Origin of the sequence: Deinococcus aquatilis DSM 23025 (genome assembly GCF_000378445.1) — a bacterium.
GTDB lineage: Bacteria > Deinococcota > Deinococci > Deinococcales > Deinococcaceae > Deinococcus > Deinococcus aquatilis.
The window spans coordinates 27,557-42,869 of sequence record NZ_KB899698.1 but is presented as its reverse complement, the minus strand read 5'-3'; the positions used below and the strand labels follow the sequence as shown (position 1 = coordinate 42,869).

The 15,313-nt window shown below is 62.6% G+C and carries 19 protein-coding genes; 17 read left to right on the top strand and 2 right to left on the bottom strand.

Annotated features, from left to right (window positions below; all coding sequences use genetic code 11):
- Positions 1-32 precede the first annotated feature (32 nt).
- The 11 genes from F561_RS0103425 to recQ all read left to right on the top strand — a co-directional run bounded on the left by F561_RS0103425 (position 33) and on the right by recQ (position 9,070).
- Positions 33-833 (top strand): PRTRC system ThiF family protein, encoded by an 801-nt coding sequence (locus F561_RS0103425; protein WP_019008543.1) that lies wholly within the window; start codon positions 33-35, stop codon positions 831-833.
- Positions 834-888: 55 nt separating this feature from the next.
- Positions 889-2,055 (top strand): hypothetical protein, encoded by a 1,167-nt coding sequence (locus tag F561_RS0103420; protein WP_157451523.1) that lies wholly within the window; start codon positions 889-891, stop codon positions 2,053-2,055.
- A 35-nt stretch (positions 2,056-2,090) separates the two neighbouring features.
- The gene (locus F561_RS0103415) at positions 2,091-2,810 is read left to right on the top strand and encodes a PRTRC system protein B (RefSeq protein ID WP_051096815.1); all 720 of its coding nucleotides are present in this window, start codon (positions 2,091-2,093) and stop codon (positions 2,808-2,810) included.
- Between the two features lie 39 nt (positions 2,811-2,849).
- A complete protein-coding gene (locus F561_RS0103410) occupies positions 2,850-3,092 on the top strand; it encodes a hypothetical protein (protein WP_019008540.1) in 243 nt (80 codons plus the stop codon).
- Positions 3,089-3,334 (top strand): hypothetical protein, encoded by a 246-nt coding sequence (locus F561_RS27695; RefSeq protein ID WP_083922280.1) that lies wholly within the window; start codon positions 3,089-3,091, stop codon positions 3,332-3,334. The genes F561_RS0103410 and F561_RS27695 overlap by 4 nt, the downstream gene beginning before the upstream one ends.
- Before the next feature lie 204 nt (positions 3,335-3,538).
- Entirely contained in the window at positions 3,539-3,874 is a 336-nt protein-coding gene (locus F561_RS24685; protein WP_040379720.1) for a hypothetical protein, read from the top strand.
- A 97-nt stretch (positions 3,875-3,971) separates the two neighbouring features.
- The gene (locus F561_RS0103395) at positions 3,972-4,370 is read left to right on the top strand and encodes a hypothetical protein (protein ID WP_019008537.1); all 399 of its coding nucleotides are present in this window, start codon (positions 3,972-3,974) and stop codon (positions 4,368-4,370) included.
- A gap of 53 nt (positions 4,371-4,423) precedes the next feature.
- A complete protein-coding gene (locus tag F561_RS0103390; RefSeq protein ID WP_157451521.1) occupies positions 4,424-5,179 on the top strand; it encodes a hypothetical protein in 756 nt (251 codons plus the stop codon).
- A gap of 64 nt (positions 5,180-5,243) precedes the next feature.
- On the top strand, positions 5,244-5,453 hold the full coding sequence (locus tag F561_RS0103385; RefSeq protein WP_019008535.1) for an antitoxin VbhA family protein: 210 nt from the start codon (positions 5,244-5,246) through the stop codon (positions 5,451-5,453).
- The gene (locus F561_RS24680) at positions 5,353-6,156 is read left to right on the top strand and encodes a Fic family protein (protein WP_083922278.1); all 804 of its coding nucleotides are present in this window, start codon (positions 5,353-5,355) and stop codon (positions 6,154-6,156) included. The genes F561_RS0103385 and F561_RS24680 overlap by 101 nt, the downstream gene beginning before the upstream one ends.
- A 202-nt stretch (positions 6,157-6,358) precedes the next feature.
- On the top strand, positions 6,359-9,070 hold the full coding sequence (recQ, locus tag F561_RS0103375) for a DNA helicase RecQ (RefSeq protein WP_019008533.1): 2,712 nt from the start codon (positions 6,359-6,361) through the stop codon (positions 9,068-9,070).
- A gap of 46 nt (positions 9,071-9,116) precedes the next feature.
- Here recQ and F561_RS27030 read toward each other — a convergent pair whose 3' ends face one another.
- Positions 9,117-10,082 (bottom strand): competence protein CoiA family protein, encoded by a 966-nt coding sequence (locus tag F561_RS27030; RefSeq protein ID WP_245556418.1) that lies wholly within the window; start codon positions 10,080-10,082, stop codon positions 9,117-9,119.
- A gap of 162 nt (positions 10,083-10,244) precedes the next feature.
- Between F561_RS27030 and F561_RS0103365 the strand changes: the two genes are divergently transcribed.
- From F561_RS0103365 to F561_RS0103355, 3 genes are all read left to right on the top strand, one after another.
- Positions 10,245-10,583, top strand: coding sequence for a hypothetical protein (locus F561_RS0103365; RefSeq protein WP_019008531.1), 339 nt, complete (start codon positions 10,245-10,247; stop codon positions 10,581-10,583).
- 146 nt (positions 10,584-10,729) lie between these two features.
- Positions 10,730-10,921, top strand: coding sequence for a hypothetical protein (locus tag F561_RS0103360; protein WP_019008530.1), 192 nt, complete (start codon positions 10,730-10,732; stop codon positions 10,919-10,921).
- The gene (locus F561_RS0103355) at positions 10,902-11,456 is read left to right on the top strand and encodes a Fic family protein (protein WP_019008529.1); all 555 of its coding nucleotides are present in this window, start codon (positions 10,902-10,904) and stop codon (positions 11,454-11,456) included. The genes F561_RS0103360 and F561_RS0103355 overlap by 20 nt, the downstream gene beginning before the upstream one ends.
- Before the next feature lie 168 nt (positions 11,457-11,624).
- Here the strand turns inward: F561_RS0103355 and F561_RS0103350 are convergent, their stop codons facing one another.
- Positions 11,625-11,945 (bottom strand): hypothetical protein, encoded by a 321-nt coding sequence (locus F561_RS0103350; RefSeq protein ID WP_019008528.1) that lies wholly within the window; start codon positions 11,943-11,945, stop codon positions 11,625-11,627.
- A 342-nt stretch (positions 11,946-12,287) separates the two neighbouring features.
- On the opposite strand from F561_RS0103350, the gene F561_RS0103345 reads away from it, so the two are divergent.
- The 3 genes from F561_RS0103345 to F561_RS0103335 all read left to right on the top strand — a co-directional run bounded on the left by F561_RS0103345 (position 12,288) and on the right by F561_RS0103335 (position 15,185).
- Positions 12,288-13,082, top strand: coding sequence for a hypothetical protein (locus F561_RS0103345; RefSeq protein WP_019008527.1), 795 nt, complete (start codon positions 12,288-12,290; stop codon positions 13,080-13,082).
- A 106-nt stretch (positions 13,083-13,188) separates the two neighbouring features.
- Entirely contained in the window at positions 13,189-14,121 is a 933-nt protein-coding gene (locus tag F561_RS0103340) for an NAD(P)/FAD-dependent oxidoreductase (protein ID WP_040379756.1), read from the top strand.
- 89 nt (positions 14,122-14,210) lie between these two features.
- The gene (locus F561_RS0103335) at positions 14,211-15,185 is read left to right on the top strand and encodes a PIN domain-containing protein (RefSeq protein WP_157451519.1); all 975 of its coding nucleotides are present in this window, start codon (positions 14,211-14,213) and stop codon (positions 15,183-15,185) included.
- Positions 15,186-15,313 lie beyond the last annotated feature (128 nt).

The following is a 15,313-nucleotide window of genomic DNA, read 5'->3' as shown; positions in this document are numbered from 1 at the left end:
GGGTGGCCCCTCGAGTGGGGCCACGTGCGGGGATGCATCAGTTGACTTTTGATCCCCGGCAGGTCATTCGCGTGTTCCTGATTGGGGTGGGCGGGACGGGCAGCCTCTTGTTGACGCACCTGTTGCGGCTTGATCAAGCCATCCGGGCGCTGGGAGGAGCGGGCCTGCACGTGACGGCTTTCGACGACGATCAGGTGAGTGAGACCAACCTGACCCGGCAACACTTTGCGCCCGCAGATGTGGGCCGATACAAGAGCATCGTGCTGGTGGAACGCTGCAATCTGTATGCAGGCCTGAGTTGGGCGGCGTGGCCGCGCTGGGTGCAGGCGAGTGATTTCGGGTCACCCGTACAGGTGGTAATCACGTGTGTGGATTCGGCACAAAGTCGCCGAGCGGTGCACGCGGCCATGCTGGGGCGTTCGGTGGGGTACTGGTTGGATTGTGGGAATGCAGCCCGGACGGGACAGGTGATTCTGGGTCAGCTGAGCGGCCCAGTGGCGCAGCGCTTGCCGCATATTTTGGAGCGTGATCCGTCCATGCAGGTGGGGGAGGACGATGACGCGCCGAGTTGTTCGGCAGCGGAGGCGTTGACCCGGCAGCATTTGTTCATCAATCCAAATGTGGCGTTGCAGGCCGCGCAGCTGTTAGGGGAGCTGCTGCTGCATGGACAGACGGCGACCTGCGGGGCGTTTATTCACTTATCGCAAGGCGTGCGGGTGGTGGCCCTGCCCGTGCCGGAGGGTCAAGTGCCAGCGAGACGCGGAAAAGCACCGAAGCCACTCTTGGTGCCCGCCAAGATTCGTGCGCGGCGGCCACGTCGGGCGAAGGTGTAAGCAGTGGCCCCAGAACGGGGCCACCCAGCGGTATGTCTGAAGAGGAACTCGAGTCATGGCTCAACACGTTTCGCTGCACACAACCGCCCGTGCGAGCCTTCCCAGCGCGAATCTTTCGCGAACCATTGACCGCCGCCCTGGCGCACCTGCTGCACGCGTCGCCCAGCCCAGCGTTGACCCCAGTGCCCGGCCCACCCCCGCCGTTGCTGCCCTAGCGGTTCCACTCGCTCACCGCTTGCCGACAGGGTTCCGCGTCACGCCCGTGTCGCCCAGCTTGCAAGATGAGACCTGCGACTTGATCCTGACGCTGACTCGGCAGGGCATCTTGCCCCGGGTGCAGCCACAGGCGGACGACACGCCAGCAGGCTACCTGTGCCGAGGCTATGCGGCCGCGCATCAAACGGTTTTTGATCTCGCGAACGTCGAGGTGGAACTGAGCATGTCGCGGCACTGGATCTCCTTGGTCGGGGCGCAGCCCGTCTTGGAGGTGCGGGTGCTGCCCCCACAGGCGTGGCCGACAGATCGGATCATTGACCTCCGGGGTCTCCGGGCAGACTTGGCCCGTTCTGACCCGCACTTGTTTGGGGCGTTGGTCGGGGGCTTACGAACAGCCTTGGCGCCGTACGCGCCGATCTTTACCGCCGAGGATGCCTTGCTCGGAGAAACTCAGTTCCTCTTTGGCGAGAGTTGGGAGGAGATGACCGAGGAGGCGCTGAGCGAAGCGCATCAGGGGTTGTTGCTGAACGTCGGTCCCCGCGATCTGGTGCGGTGGGCCGACCGGCAGGGGATCCCCCATCCGTATGCGCTCGGGCCGAAGTATCCGCGCCCCCTCTGGACCGCGCCGAAAGCCGTGCGAGATCGCTTGCTCGACACCTTGTGTGGGCACGTCCATCCAGGTTTGCGGCAAGCGGGCGAGGTGTTACGCTTCGTCGGGACTCTCCCGGAGCACTGGGGGTGTGCGCGGGAGTGGGCAGGACAAGGGCTGCACCCGGGCCTGATTCATGTCGTGACTTGCCAGGCCGATCCGGTTCGAGATCCGGTGCTGGAAGTTTTTCGGGATCTGGCCGATCTGGTGGGCACACCGGATGAGGTTGAAACCGAGCCGCTCCAAGTCTTTGGGGTGCACGATCAAGCCTCACATCAGGACGTGCTCGCGTACGTGCAGGCCGTGGGGCGCATTCAGGAGCAGGTGGCGGAGATGTGGGCGAGCTTGAGCGGTTGAAGGGGTGGCCCCGAGCTCCGGGGCCAGTCCCGTGAATGTCCGCAGTCTTCCGTTTCCCTGAATCCTCAAGCTCCTCCTCTACACCCGCCCTGAATCAGCCGCAGTTGGCTTTGGTGCTGTATGCGGGCGAGCGCTCGTTCGTGCTGAAACATCCTCTGACTGCGAACGCCAAAGGCCAGCCCGTCATGGGCGCGGGACGAGGGGTGAGCACCAGAGATCGGCAAGCCTTGTTGCAGGCGTTGGGCGTTCAGGGCCTGACGCCGGTTCAGCCGAATACCTTAGCGACATCGCCCGTCGCGTGTGCATGGTGGGTGCCGGCAGGTGAGCGGGCCTTGTTATTTGAACCGAAGTATGGACAGACGGCCACAGTCAGTCGACTGTCTGGGGTGCCGATTCCTTGGCCGGCGTTGGTGTTCATCGCGTCTGCGGCCCGCTTGCAGGTGTTCGCCTTGCGGGAGAATGTCCGCCCGACATTGGAGACCCCGTTGATGCATGCACCGTTCTGGAATCTCTTTCAGGGCGGTGGGGTGTGCCGAGGGAGTGTGCAGTACCCCACGGCCTGTACCCCGGGCTTGCAGGAGGCATGGGAAGCCGTCTTCTTCCAGTCCGTCTTTACCGGGCCAAGTCGCACGGATCGGTACATGAACTGGGGGCGGTCGTACGAGGAGTTGTTGAGCCACGCCCTCAAGCAGGAGCAGTTTCCGCTGGACGTGCTGATGCCTGCAGGGGTCACCTTACACGAGGCGTTGAGTTGAATGATCAGCCTTGGCCCACGGGGTGGGCCAGGAGAAGGCATGATTCATCCTTCGAGTCCGCACCTTCGGCTGCTCGCTGACCAGCTCTTGCACCTTGCTCAAACGCTCGACCTGAATGGGCAGCAGGAACCCGAAGTCGGCGATCAGTTACGTGCGATGAGCCAGCACTTGGAAGTCTTGGAGGACGATCTCAGTGCGCCGCCCCCAGTGGCCGTGTGGGCCGCGGGGATTGCGACTCGTGCCGGACAGTACGAGGCGTTTCGTCGAGCGGATGACGCATGAGGCGCCCGAGGTTGGCACAAGTGCATGCAGCGTACTTACCGGATGTGCCTCTGGAGCAGTTGTGCGCGATGACGTTGGGTACAGAGCAAGCAGAGACCGCCCGGCAGCAGGGAGCGGTGGCTCGGCGGATTCGGCGGGAAGCGGAGACTCGGCTGACGTGGCGACAGACGCAGGCGCAGGTTCGGGAACGCCAACAGACGCCGGAACAATTGCAGGCGGCCGCCGAGGAACTCTTACGTTAACTCCAGGGCAGTGGTGGCCCCCTGAGATGGGGGCCAACCGTGCGTATGTATCAGCAACATAGTGATCTCGGGCTGCTCTGTCCGCCCCAACCGTTTCCAACCGTCGACGCCCACCTAGGGTGGTTGCGCGAGCAATATCGCGCGCAGACGCCCGTGCGCACTCGGCTGTGCCGGTTGGCATCCTTGGTCGCTGCAGGGCGTCCCGTGCAGTTCCATGGCTCACCTGTGGCGGTGACGGCAGTGCAGCAGGCCGTGCGGGGGTATGCGTGCCAGAAACTGGGCTATCAGCCTCCCGTGTCCGGGTGCAGCAGCGCGGCGGTGCTGGAGGCCTTGAACGAGCACGGGCAGGTCAGCGTGACGCAAGTGGTCGGCGGTCTGCCGGCTCGGATGTACGCGCTTCGGCAGGACGGGGTGAGCGTACAAGTGACCTGTGTGGACGGAGTGACGCGACGCTTGACGCCTGAACGCTTCGAGGCGTTGTTCCGCGAGGCCGTCTGGGTTGTTGCCCCCAGGTCTGCCTCGTCACCGCTTGCCGCCTAAGTCGAGGGGGGTGACACGGGATCTGCCCCGCGTCACCCCCAGCCGTCTCACCATACCGAGGGGATTGATCCCCCACTGAACTGAAAGGAGTTTGACCATGACGCACCGCAACCCGAACTCAATTGACCTCGGCCCTGAAGATTTGCTGAAAGCGCTCGAACGCTATGCCACGCTGAGAGACACCATCCAAGGCCTAGAAGTGGAGCGCGACGCCTTAGCCAGCCAGCTGAAAGAGGCCCTGACCGCGGATCCGACCTTGCGCTTGCAGACCGACTTGTACCGCGCGGATGTGCGCAAAAGTATGGCCACAACCTACCCGACTGAGCGATTCCGTGAGGTCTTTGGGGATGCAGCCACCCTGGAAGTCTCGGTGGTGGACAAGAAGAAAGCAGACGCCCTGGTCAAAGCGGGCGAACTGGATGGGGCGGCCTTGAAAGCCTTGGCGGTGACCAAGGAACGGGCGATCAGTCTGGTCTTGACGGCGGTAGACGGGTGACGGTGGCCGAACCGATCCCGCGCCACTTGACGCCGACGCGTGAGGCTGCGGTCTTGTCTGCCTTGGAAGACCAAGGGGGGCGAGCGAAGCCAGGCCGACTGGCGGCGGCATTGCAGACGAATATTCCTGCGCTGACCGCGTGGCTGGAGGAGTTGGTGGAGCGCGGTCTGGTGCGCCGGGTGCAGACAGGCTTGCATGTGGAGTGGGAACGGGTGAACTGGGTACTGGACAAAAACCTGGTGTGTGAGGCGTACATGCCGCGCATTACGGCCCTGTTGCTGGGGCGGCGGGAATTGGCGAGCCGGATCGCTCAGGAACTCAGCTTGCCTCGGGTGGAAGTGGAGGAGACCTGTCGGGCGATGATGCTGGCCGGGCAGTTGGTGGGCACGCCCGTGCAGGCGACGTACGTGTACAGCTTGGGGGTGCGTGCACAGGTGCGGGTGGATTGGGACGTGGTGGCACGGGTGGAGACCAGTCCAGGAGCCGTATTTCAACGCGGGCTGAGGCAACGCTTGGAGGACTGGGGGCAGGATGGCGTGCGACCGCTACTGGACGACGGGGCAGCACGGGCTGAGCCAAGCGGGGTGCCGTTGAACGCGTTGCCTCTGCCCTGCCCCCCGACTGAACCTGCGGTCCTGCCTCGCGTTCAGGTCACCTTGGCGGTGGAGGAGCAGCTGCGCGAGTTGCTGCCGGGTCGTCAACGCCGCCGTGCTGGGGAGACCGCTCGGGTAGCGGCGCTGTTGGGGTTGAGTGTGCGCCAAGTGCGTCGGGCGCTGGCCCGCATTCCGGTGGAGGGTGGATCAATATGAAGAAGACGGGCGGCTGTCTCCGTTCGTTCAGAATGGGGTACGCTGCATCTAGGAGGCTGTTGCCATGACTGTTGCTCTGCACGGATCGACCCTGCCCGACACCGAGCGTCAGCGCCGCCAGAAGGCGGTGAACACGGCCCGAGCCAGCGTGCGCCTGGAAGGGTTTGTGCTGGATGAATTCGTTGAAGGCCTGTATGCCCAGTATGTCTGTGGCGAGCTGGAGCTGGCCGAAGTGGTGGCGCAGGTGCAGCAGTACGCTCGGCGCAGTGCCTGACCCACACGCCCTCGAAGGTGTCCTCACATCCGCCCGGATTCTGGAACTTCAAGAGTCCCCTGTCAACGGACGTTTTGACGTCGCTCACTTGAGAGAAGCGCATCGCCGGATCTTCCAGGATTTGGCGCATCATCGTCCGGGTGAGTTCAGGCCGCAGGTCCGCACGCATTTCAAGACGCGCGTTCTGGAAGGGGAAGGGACGCAATATGTGATTGGGTACGCGGGGGGCGACCTGGGCCCGCGGGTGGAACGCGTCTTGAGTGAGTTGCAGGGCGGCGCGGCGCTGGAAGGCTTGGCGCTCGACGAGTGTGCGGAGCGCTTGAGTCAGCTGTACGGCGACCTCGATCATCTCCACCCGTTTCAGGAGGGCAACTCCAGAACCTTGCGCGAATTCACGCGCGAATTGGCGCTGCATGCGGGCTACGAGTTGGATTGGTACAGCACGAGCGCGGACGCGAACACCCGTGACCGGCTGGATGTGGCGCGGGATCTTGAAGTGTATGAGCGGCAGTATCCCGGCCTGAACGCAGAGATGCTGAAGGCGTACGGCCGTCACCGGGACTTCGCGCAGATGCATCATGCGTCCCATATGCTGACGGTCTTTCGGGAGCGGGAGCGGTTGGCGAGCATCATTCGCGAACAACTCGTGCTGCTCCGGCGAGTACACCCGGCGTCCAGCAGCGATGGGACTGCACAGGGCTGAGCGGAGGTGGGGCGCTGTGGCCCGTATGACGGGGAGGTGTGTCCTCAGGGATCTCTGAGGTGGCCGCTTGATGGAGCCAACACCCGCGCTGGTGGGGGGCCCTCGCGTCGCTGAGGGCCGCGAAACTTGCGGGGCGGAGTGCGGCCTGCGCCAGTGGAACCGTGTCTGGGTGAATTCTGTTTTGAACAGAATGGGGAGTAGAATGAGGGCGATGACTGGAGAGGTGATGCCTCAAGCGCTGGAGATCTTGCAGCGGGTCTGGGGGTACAACGAATTTCGGGGCGTTCAGGCGCAGATCGTGCAGACGGTGGCTGGGGGCCGTCACGCCCTGGTGCTGATGCCGACTGGTGGGGGCAAAAGCCTGTGTTACCAGTTGCCGAGTTTGTTGCGGCCTGGGGTCGGCATCGTCGTGTCGCCCCTGATCGCGCTGATGAAAGACCAGGTGGATACGCTCCGGCAGTTAGGCGTTCGTGCCGCCTTCCTGAATTCCACGCTGACCCCCTCTGCTGCTCGCGCGGTTGAGCAAGCCGTCCTGGCGGGCCGCCTGGACTTGCTCTACGTCGCTCCTGAACGCCTCCTGCTTCCTCGGACGCTGGACTTGCTCCATCAGGCGCAAATCGCCCTGTTTGCGATTGACGAAGCGCACTGCGTGTCTCAGTGGGGCCATGACTTCCGCCCGGAGTACCAACAGCTCAGCGTGCTCGAAGAGCACTTTCCGGAGGTACCCCGCCTGGCTCTGACCGCGACGGCCGATGACCGCACACGCGCGGATATCCGCCGAGTTCTCGGCTTGACCAACGCACCGGAATTTATCTCCAGCTTTGATCGACCGAATATTCAGTACCGGATCACAAACAAGGACAAACCCAAAGACCAACTGTTGGAATTCATTCAGACCGAACATCTCGGAGATGCCGGCGTCGTGTACTGCCTGTCGCGGCGGTCGGTAGAGGAAACGGCGAGCTGGCTTCAGGAGCAGGGCCTTCCAGTGGTGGCCTACCATGCCGGCCTCGCCCCGGAGGAGCGGAACCGGGCACAGGAGCGCTTCCTGAATGAGGAGGGCGTCATTGTCGTGGCGACCGTGGCGTTCGGCATGGGTATCGATAAGCCGAACGTGCGCTTCGTGGCTCACCTCGATCTGCCGAAGAGTTTGGAGGGGTACTACCAGGAAACCGGACGGGCGGGCCGAGATGGGCTGGCCAGTACCGCATGGATGGTGTACGGCCTCGCCGATGTGGTCAACGTGCGCCGGATGCTCGCGGACAGTGACGCCCCAGAGGACGTCAAGCGGATTGAATCCGGCAAGCTGGATGCGCTGCTGACGTACTGCGAGACCGCGTCCTGCCGTCGTCAGGTGCTGCTGGGGTACTTTGGAGAAGCGTATGCCGGCCCGTGTGGGAACTGCGATGTGTGCCTGAACCCGCCGAGTGTGCGGGACATGAGGCGAGAAGCGCAGATGGCGCTGTCAGCAGCCATCCGAACAGGCAACCGGTTTGGTGCGGCGTACCTGGCTGATATTTTGCTGGGCAAGGAGAATGACAAGAACAAGCGGCACCGGAGCCTCCCGACGTATGGGATTGGGAAGGAGCATGATCCGAAGGTCTGGCGGAGTGTCCTGCGGCAGCTGGTGAGTTTGGGCTACCTCACGGCGGGGCCGTATCACGGGTTGACGGTCACGCCGCAAGCGAAGGCGATCTTGAGGGGTGAGACGCCGTTGCTGTTACGAGAGGACACCTTGCTGCCTCGGCAAGCAAAGCGTACTCGGGAGAAAGCTCAGGCGACTCGGGTGGCGATCGGTGCGCACGACAAACCCTTGTTTCTGGCTTTGCGCGCTTGGCGGGCTGAGCGTGCGGGGCAATTGAAGGTGACGCCGTACGTGATTTTCAGTGACGCGACGTTGAAGGCGATTGCAGAACTGCGGCCAGGGAGCTTGCATACGCTCGGGACGGTGAGTGGGATTGGGGAGCGGCGGTTGGCGGAGTACGGTGCGGAAGTGCTTCGCCTGGTGCGAACTGGGGTGCACGAGGAGCAAGCACGCCCTCGGGGCACCGTGCAGGCGCACGAGTTGGGATTGGCTCCGGAGGTGAGCTGGGGAGCGGTGGGGACGCCCGTGCACTCGTTGACGCCTCTGGTGGGGGCAGAGCAACGCTCTGCCGGAGGGCCGTCAGGAACAGTAGCTGCCCCGTCCTCTCGGGTCACAGAGGTGCCCAGGCCTGCAGAGGTCGTGGACGCTTCGGGGGCGCGCGACGTGCCGGTGGAGCGTTCCAGCCTGGCGCACTCTGCAGGGGTGGGGGTGGCCGCCCAGCCCTCTGGGGTGACCGAGATGTCCAAGTCACCGCAGGCGATGAACGATTCAGACCCGGCGATGGTGCGCGAAGTGCCGGAGGAGCCTGTGGTTATGTCAGGTGCGGTGCAGGCGGCTGAACCTGACGCGGCGGTGGCGGTCGCGTTAGGGGAGGCGCGGCGCGCCTTGGCTCGGGAAACCGGGTATGCGGCGTACCTGATTTTCCCGAACGCGACGTTGACGGCGCTCGCTGCGCGTCGACCACGGACGATGGCGGAGTTAGTCGGTCTGCCGGGTTTGGGGCCGAAGCGGATTGAGGCGTATGGCGAACGGATTCTGGACGCGATCGCGAACGCACTGGAGAGAGAACCGCACGCTTTGGGAGGAGCCGAACACGCTGTTCAAGAACCTCTGCCCTCAGAGACCGCCGAACTCCTGCATGTGGCGACGCTTCTTGAACAGGTAGCGAAAGACCTCCGCAGTGGTCAGGCTCAGCTCAGTTCCGGCACCCTCGTGACGATCTGGCGCGAGGTGTTCCCTGAGGGGACAGGTGCCAACTTTGATGGCTCTCAGGTTCAGGAGAAGGATGGCGTCACGACGCTCGTGCTTCGCGTCAAACGAGAGACGTGAGTGGAGGTGCGGTTCGCTCGCAGACGTCGGCGTTCCAGACCCACCATCAAGGCTTATTCGTTCGCGGCCGCAAGACCCAGACCTGCCCGGTGGTTTGGGTCAACCAGGCGTGGTATTCCGGTGGCAGCGTGAGCGTCCGCTCCCAGACTCTGACATCGCCTCTGGCCCAGGTGGTCGCCGCCTGCGCGGGATCCAGCCACGTCTTACCAAAGCGGGCAGCAGATCGTGCCGCTCCACAATTTGGACAACGAAAGGTGTGTGGTGCTGTTGAAGGCCAGGACACAAAAGGTGCGGTTTGGGGCCACGGCACCAAGAACCCCGCATCAAGGTCGAGCGTCTGAAAGAGGGTAGTCAGCTGGGGACCCAGCTCTGGGTGGATTCCAGGCGTCATCACCAGCTGGGTCGGTATCTCCGGGTCGGCGACGAGGACGGCTCTTGTCAGGTAAAAATTCTGGAAGCATCGAAAGCACCGTTTGGGTTCCGCCACGACCCGCAACTGCACGGGCTGGTCTGGGATGGGGAACAGTTTGAGATGTCCGCCTAAGGCCGCCCGAGTGAAGCTGGTGAGGTTGAGGTTGAGATCCGGGATGTGGCGGTCGTGACTGAGGTAGAGCGCGGGCGTCTCGTGCTGCCAGGGTTGAGCCTGCCGCAGTCGGCGTTCATGTGTGCGCATCAACCAGAAGCCCCGGACACCACTGGCCCGGTAGAGCGCTTGCCGGGCGTGCAGCTCCTGTAGCACAATGCCGCTGCGCTGTACCTCGAAGGCCACCCGGTGCCGGCCTCGCTCACATAGGACATCGGCCCGCCACCGCTGGCCCTCTGGGGTGTGCCCACGGACTTCGACATCGGCCACCCACCCTGCGGCTCGTGCGGCTCGCAAGATCTCCACCTTGGCGAGCACGTGCAGTTCACTCTCCCCGGCATATTCACAGGTGCCTCGGCTGTGATGTGCGAAAAAGGGCAGACCTAGGACACTCCGCTTTGGAATGGCCCGCGCTTCACAACAGGTCATAACGAGGTCGGTGGCGCCACGCAGCGCTTCAAACGCAGGTGAAGGCAAGTCCACACTGACTAATCGGATCTCTCCGTGAAGGGCGGTGAGCGGCACGGCCGCAGTGTAACGACCTCAACGTAGGCGTGTTGAGGCGTGGCCCTGAGGGGGCCTGCATCGGGGATGCAAACAATTTGGCTGGAAAGTGGGACAGAACTGACGTTGACGCCTGTGGTGGACGCGCTGGGGCAGAGTGTGGTGTGGCGAGCCGAGGAAGGCGTGGGCGGTCTACCAGTCACTCAAGTGGCTGCCTGCATCACCGCACTCGAACAAGGTCTAGAGGCTCATTTTGTGGATGATCAAGATCCACTGGCGGTGGCGAGCGTCAGCCTCACGGCCCAGACGCTGGGCTTAGTGTTGGAGGAGGCCTCGCAGACTTGGCGAGTGACGGCCGCGGATCGGAGGCGGTTGGCGCAGACCTTACGCGTGGTCGTGCAAGAAGAAGCAGAGCGCGTGGAGTGATGGACGGGTTGCCGCCCGTGGGCCGTGCAGCACGCTCGGGCGGGCGGACGTCCAGTCCCGTTCACTTCTGGAAGGTGAGTTGAGCCGTCGACTGAACGTGTCTCGACACCTTGCTCGACGCCGAGGAGAGAGGAGATACTGAGCCGATGACCAAGGTGATCTTGCCGACGAACGAACAGACGATCTTGGCGGTGAAGCGTCCCCAAGGCCCGCCGAGTGCGGCGTTGCGGGCACAGATCGTGGCCCATGCCGTGAGCAGTTTGCGCTTGGAAGGGGTGGAAATCACCCCTGAACAGAGCTCTGCTTTGCAGGAGCAACATGACACATCTGGGCAGTGATGGGAAGCGGTTTTCGCCGGAAGAACTTGAGCGCCTGACCCGGGCGCTCATTTCTTTGGAACTGAGTTGCTTGGACACGGCTCCGGAGGCCCTCAGCTCGGGGGTGTTGTTGGCGTGGCATACCGCGTTGTCTGCAGGGTTGGATCGCATGCAGCCAGGTCAGTACCGTCACGCGGACATCACGTATGGCTTTGAAACGGGCACCGCGCCGGCGCTCATTTCAGCGGCGGTGGAAGACGTGATGGTGACGCATCAACAGGTGTTGGCGGAATGGTCAGAGGCACCGACCACGTCCGAGGTTTTATTTCATGCCACCTGGATCCATGCGGAGTTGATTCGCATTCATCCGTTCTGGGACGGGAATGGCCGTCTTGCTCGGCTGGTGCAAGCCTGGCTGTGCTGGAGTTATGGCCTCCAAGTACCGATATACACGAACCGAACGGCATATCTCGGCGGGTTGAATCGTTACCACTCGACTCGAGATTTGAGTCTATTGATGACCGTAACGTGGGCGAGTCTCCCCGCAGCGACCTGAGTCTCCGGCGGGCGGCTTGCACGCTATTGATAACGGCCAAAGTCTGAGTCGGTTTTCGTCATCAATTGAACGTGCTAGACAGAACCTAAGAATCTGGAACAGTTTGAGGCCCATGCGAACTTACGCTGTTATCAACACACGTCGACGTGACCGGGATGGATGAATCTTTTACGTCAGCAAAGCTGGGAGGAGCATGACACAAAAGATGCAGCCAAACATAGTTAGTGGAATAGCGACTGGGTTTTTCACCACCAGTCCCAGAAGAAGCAATGCTGGAGCGACGTACGCGAGAATGAGCCAAAGACCGTCTGATTGGCTGAGTGCGGAGACATAGAGGAAGAGAAGTGGAGCAATTAAAGCAAAGAAAAAGACAGATATTATATAGTTGGGGGCATATAGTCTTTCAAATAGGCCTTTAAAATGAAGAATGATGACTGAAGCTACGAGGCCGAGCACGATTCTCGTAAAGACAACAATGAAAATTGACATATGACTCTCCTGCCCATTACAGACAATATGGGTGGTACACACCCCTACTCAAGGTATTATTGATGGCGGCGTAAGTTCACATCGCTTGCAGACGATCCTACATTCTCAAGCTTCATCTAGCACGCTTCATCGCTGTTGGAAGACGACTCGAACTTTGGCCGTTATCAATAGGTGAGTTGGACTGGGAGGAGAGGTGAAGAGGCCCAGCTGCTCCTCGCCTGTCCAACTGGAGCAGAGCGGGGAGTTGAATCATGCGGCCATTCATCGTGGCTCTTGTTCCAGCCGTCCGTCTCTTCCGGCGTGTGAAAGGTGGTGGCCCCAAGTCTGGGGCCCAGCTCACGTATGGCCAACCTGGTAGTAAAATTGCGTCCCGATCTGCTTGACCTGCCGGGTGTACTGGCCCGATGGACGCAGAGCAAGATCCTCAAACTGGAAGTGGATGGCGGCGTGGTGTACGCGGCTGCTCAAACCGCGCAAGCGACCACGGCCCTGATTGTGACGGTCACGCCTCTCTCCTCTCCCCTACCAGACGGATCAAACATGGCCCTGAACATCCTGGGTGAAGCGGAGAATCCTTCGCCTGCGCGGGCGAGTCGGGCGTTGACGAAGCTGCTGACGCCGATGGACGGCTTGTTTGCAGTGAATGCATCTTGGCGGGAGCGGTGTGCCGAATGGCAGCGCCGAACCAAGGCGGCTGAGACAGGGGAACAGTTGTTGGGCGAATACCCAAACGCCGATGGGGATGTGGGGTACAACCCAGTCGGGAAAGACGCGTTTGAACGGGATGCGAGACGCTACTTAAAAGCCGTGTTGCGACACTTGGGCTGGACAGGCAAAGTGACGTACAACAAGGCCGGGATTGCGGTGTCAGGAGAAGCTTGCTTCCATGCCGCTCCAGGAGGAGGTGATATTGGTGTGTTCGTGGAAGTGTCGGCGGGTGGCGGCTGGCATCCGGTGGTGCCGAGTCCGAGTGGGGTGACGGTGCTGTGGCATCTGGAGCCGTTGGGGGGGCAGGATCGTTGGAATCCTGTGTTCCGGAATCAGTGGGTGGGCTGGCGGCGGAGTGCGACGGCCTTAGCTGACCAGATTCAGGCGGCACACGCGGCAGTCAGCCCGCCTGTCGCGCAGTCCGCTTGAACCCGGATGTTGCTTGAGCAACGGTGGACAACCCTGGAAGACCGCAACACGCGGGGCAACCGCAGATGTGGGCCCCGCCCCGGACGTCCTGTCCTACAGTGCGGTGATGACTCATGCTCCTCTGGATGTCCTAATTATTGGTGGCGGTTTTGCAGGCTTGAGTGCGGCGTTGTATAGCGCGCGGGGGATGAAGCGTGGGGTGGTGGTGACGGCGGGGCCGAGTCGGAATGCGCCGTCCCGGCAGGCGCATGGGGTGTTCACGCAGGATGGGGAGGATCCCGTGCACTTGCTGCAGGTGGCGCGGGATCAATTGCGGCCGTATGACTTCCCGGTCCTCGAGGCAGGCGTCATCCGCGTCGCTGGGGAGAACGGGGCCTTCATCGCCACCCTGGCCGACGGCCAGACTGTCCAGGCGCGCAAGATCATTCTTGCGACAGGCGTCCGGGATCTCCTGCCGGATGAGCCGACCGGTCTGCGAGAAGAGTGGGGGAAAGGTGTACATCACTGTGCGTACTGCTACGGCTGGGAAATCCGGGACGGGCCCACGGCCTTCTATCAGGCTGCACTGGGGGGCACGAGTGGCGTGCAGTCGATCTTGTACCACCAGAAGATCAGCCGGGACATCCTGGTGTGCTCAGACCGTTCCTTGGACTTCACCCCGGAGCAACGGGAACTGCTGGAGACGCGGGGAGCTCATTTGATGGATGCCCCGTTGGTGCGTGTGGATGGGCGGGAGGGCGGGGTGCGCTTGACCTTCCAAGACGGCACAGTGGCAGATCGGGCCGTGCTGTATGCGCATGGCGAGCGCCGTGGCCAGGTGGAGTTGGCGGTGCAGTTGGGCTGTGAGGTGACGCCGAGTGGGATTCAGGTGGATGCCCAGCAGATGACCACCATCCCCGGGGTGTACGCGGCCGGGGACGTCACGAGTGGCAATCAGATCGCGTTCGCGGTTGCGGGGGGTGCGCGGGCAGCGATGTTTGCGGCCTCAGCCCTGTTTTATGACGACCTCCCGGATGGGGCCAAGGCCGAGGACGCATGAACGCTGGCTCCAAAAGCACGTCCGTTGCCCCAGCGTCTCGTCGATTCGTCTGGCCACCCGAGCGTCGTGCGCCGCGTGACTTACCACCCTTGGGCCTGCATCTGACGGGACGCACGGTCGTTTTGGTGGTGGATGCGAACTTGATCATCCGAGACCTGAAGCGCACGGCGAAGACTCCTGAAGGGCCCCGCCCTGCTCTGTTTGAGCTGTTGTCTGCCCCGCATGGTCGGCTGGTGATGTCTGCGAGTGATCTTGCGGAGGTGAGTCCAGGGATCTCCCGCTTGGAGGGGAACATCCGACGCAAGTGGCCGCAGCAGGCCGAGGCGATGCTGCACGTCTGGCGCACGGAGGTGGCTCCGCACGTGATGGTCTTGGATCCGGCCGGGATTGCGGACACGGCCCTGAGTGCGGCGGTGCGGACACCCGAACGGGATCCAGATGATGCGGATTTAGCGTTGTTGGGGTATGTGCTAGATGCAGATGGCGTGCTGACGTATGACCAGGAGGCTTTTGCTGGCCTGCTGCCGACGTTAGGGCAGCAGGGGGAGCATGGCCGGGTGTTGAGTGCGTTTCGGGATGAGCTGCGGGTGCAGGAGACGTTCGCATTCGTGTTTGGGCTGCCGGTGTCGGTGGTTGCGACCGGGCTGGGGACGGCGGTGCAGGCGTTAACGCGGCGGGGGATCTCTCCAGGGATTCAAGGGGCAGTGGCTTTGGGTCTGGGGGCCGCGCTGATGCTCTGGCCCAGGGGCCGGGCGGTGCTGGGACGCGTGCTGACGGAGTATGGGACAGCGGTTGAGGCGTTTACGCCGCTGCCCAAGGTTCACGCGCAGATCAAGGCTCAGAAGGCGCGCGTGGCGTTCGCGTGGCCAGAGACTGAGGATCCGGTTGTGCAGGTCGCGCGCTACTTGGTTCGTCAGCAAGGCGTTTGTTCGTGTACGGCGCTGGTGAAGAGACTGAACTTGCCGTTGACGGCTGGGGCATTGTTCGCACGCTTGGACGCACATCCAGGCCTGTTCACGTTGTATACAGGACGGCGTTGGGGGATTCGGTTGTCCGAGGAGTAAAGCATCAAGAGGGAGGTGCCGACAGGCGCTGGTGCGAGTCAAGCGGCGGTACGTCATGCTCTGTCCTGCTACCGCGAGGCACTCTCGTCGGACTGGATCAAATGGCTTACAGCTTCGCCACTGGCTAC

Bases quoted from the DNA above. Each gene is read 5' to 3' on its own strand.
- F561_RS0103395 (WP_019008537.1), top strand. From the start codon at position 3,972: ATGACGCACCGCAACCCGAACTCAATTGACCTCGGCCCTGAAGATTTG.
- F561_RS0103355 (WP_019008529.1), top strand. From the start codon at position 10,902: ATGACACATCTGGGCAGTGATGGGAAGCGGTTTTCGCCGGAAGAACTT.
- F561_RS0103350 (WP_019008528.1), bottom strand. From the start codon at position 11,945: ATGTCAATTTTCATTGTTGTCTTTACGAGAATCGTGCTCGGCCTCGTA.
- F561_RS0103425 (WP_019008543.1), top strand. From the start codon at position 33: ATGCATCAGTTGACTTTTGATCCCCGGCAGGTCATTCGCGTGTTCCTG.
- F561_RS24680 (WP_083922278.1), top strand. From the start codon at position 5,353: ATGAATTCGTTGAAGGCCTGTATGCCCAGTATGTCTGTGGCGAGCTGG.
- F561_RS27695 (WP_083922280.1), top strand. From the start codon at position 3,089: ATGAGGCGCCCGAGGTTGGCACAAGTGCATGCAGCGTACTTACCGGAT.
- F561_RS0103345 (WP_019008527.1), top strand. From the start codon at position 12,288: ATGGCCAACCTGGTAGTAAAATTGCGTCCCGATCTGCTTGACCTGCCG.
- F561_RS0103420 (WP_157451523.1), top strand. From the start codon at position 889: ATGGCTCAACACGTTTCGCTGCACACAACCGCCCGTGCGAGCCTTCCC.
- F561_RS0103385 (WP_019008535.1), top strand. From the start codon at position 5,244: ATGACTGTTGCTCTGCACGGATCGACCCTGCCCGACACCGAGCGTCAG.
- F561_RS0103410 (WP_019008540.1), top strand. From the start codon at position 2,850: ATGATTCATCCTTCGAGTCCGCACCTTCGGCTGCTCGCTGACCAGCTC.
- F561_RS0103365 (WP_019008531.1), top strand. From the start codon at position 10,245: ATGCAAACAATTTGGCTGGAAAGTGGGACAGAACTGACGTTGACGCCT.
- F561_RS0103415 (WP_051096815.1), top strand. From the start codon at position 2,091: ATGTCCGCAGTCTTCCGTTTCCCTGAATCCTCAAGCTCCTCCTCTACA.
- F561_RS0103340 (WP_040379756.1), top strand. From the start codon at position 13,189: ATGACTCATGCTCCTCTGGATGTCCTAATTATTGGTGGCGGTTTTGCA.
- F561_RS0103360 (WP_019008530.1), top strand. From the start codon at position 10,730: ATGACCAAGGTGATCTTGCCGACGAACGAACAGACGATCTTGGCGGTG.
- recQ (WP_019008533.1), top strand. From the start codon at position 6,359: ATGAGGGCGATGACTGGAGAGGTGATGCCTCAAGCGCTGGAGATCTTG.
- F561_RS27030 (WP_245556418.1), bottom strand. From the start codon at position 10,082: ATGACCTGTTGTGAAGCGCGGGCCATTCCAAAGCGGAGTGTCCTAGGT.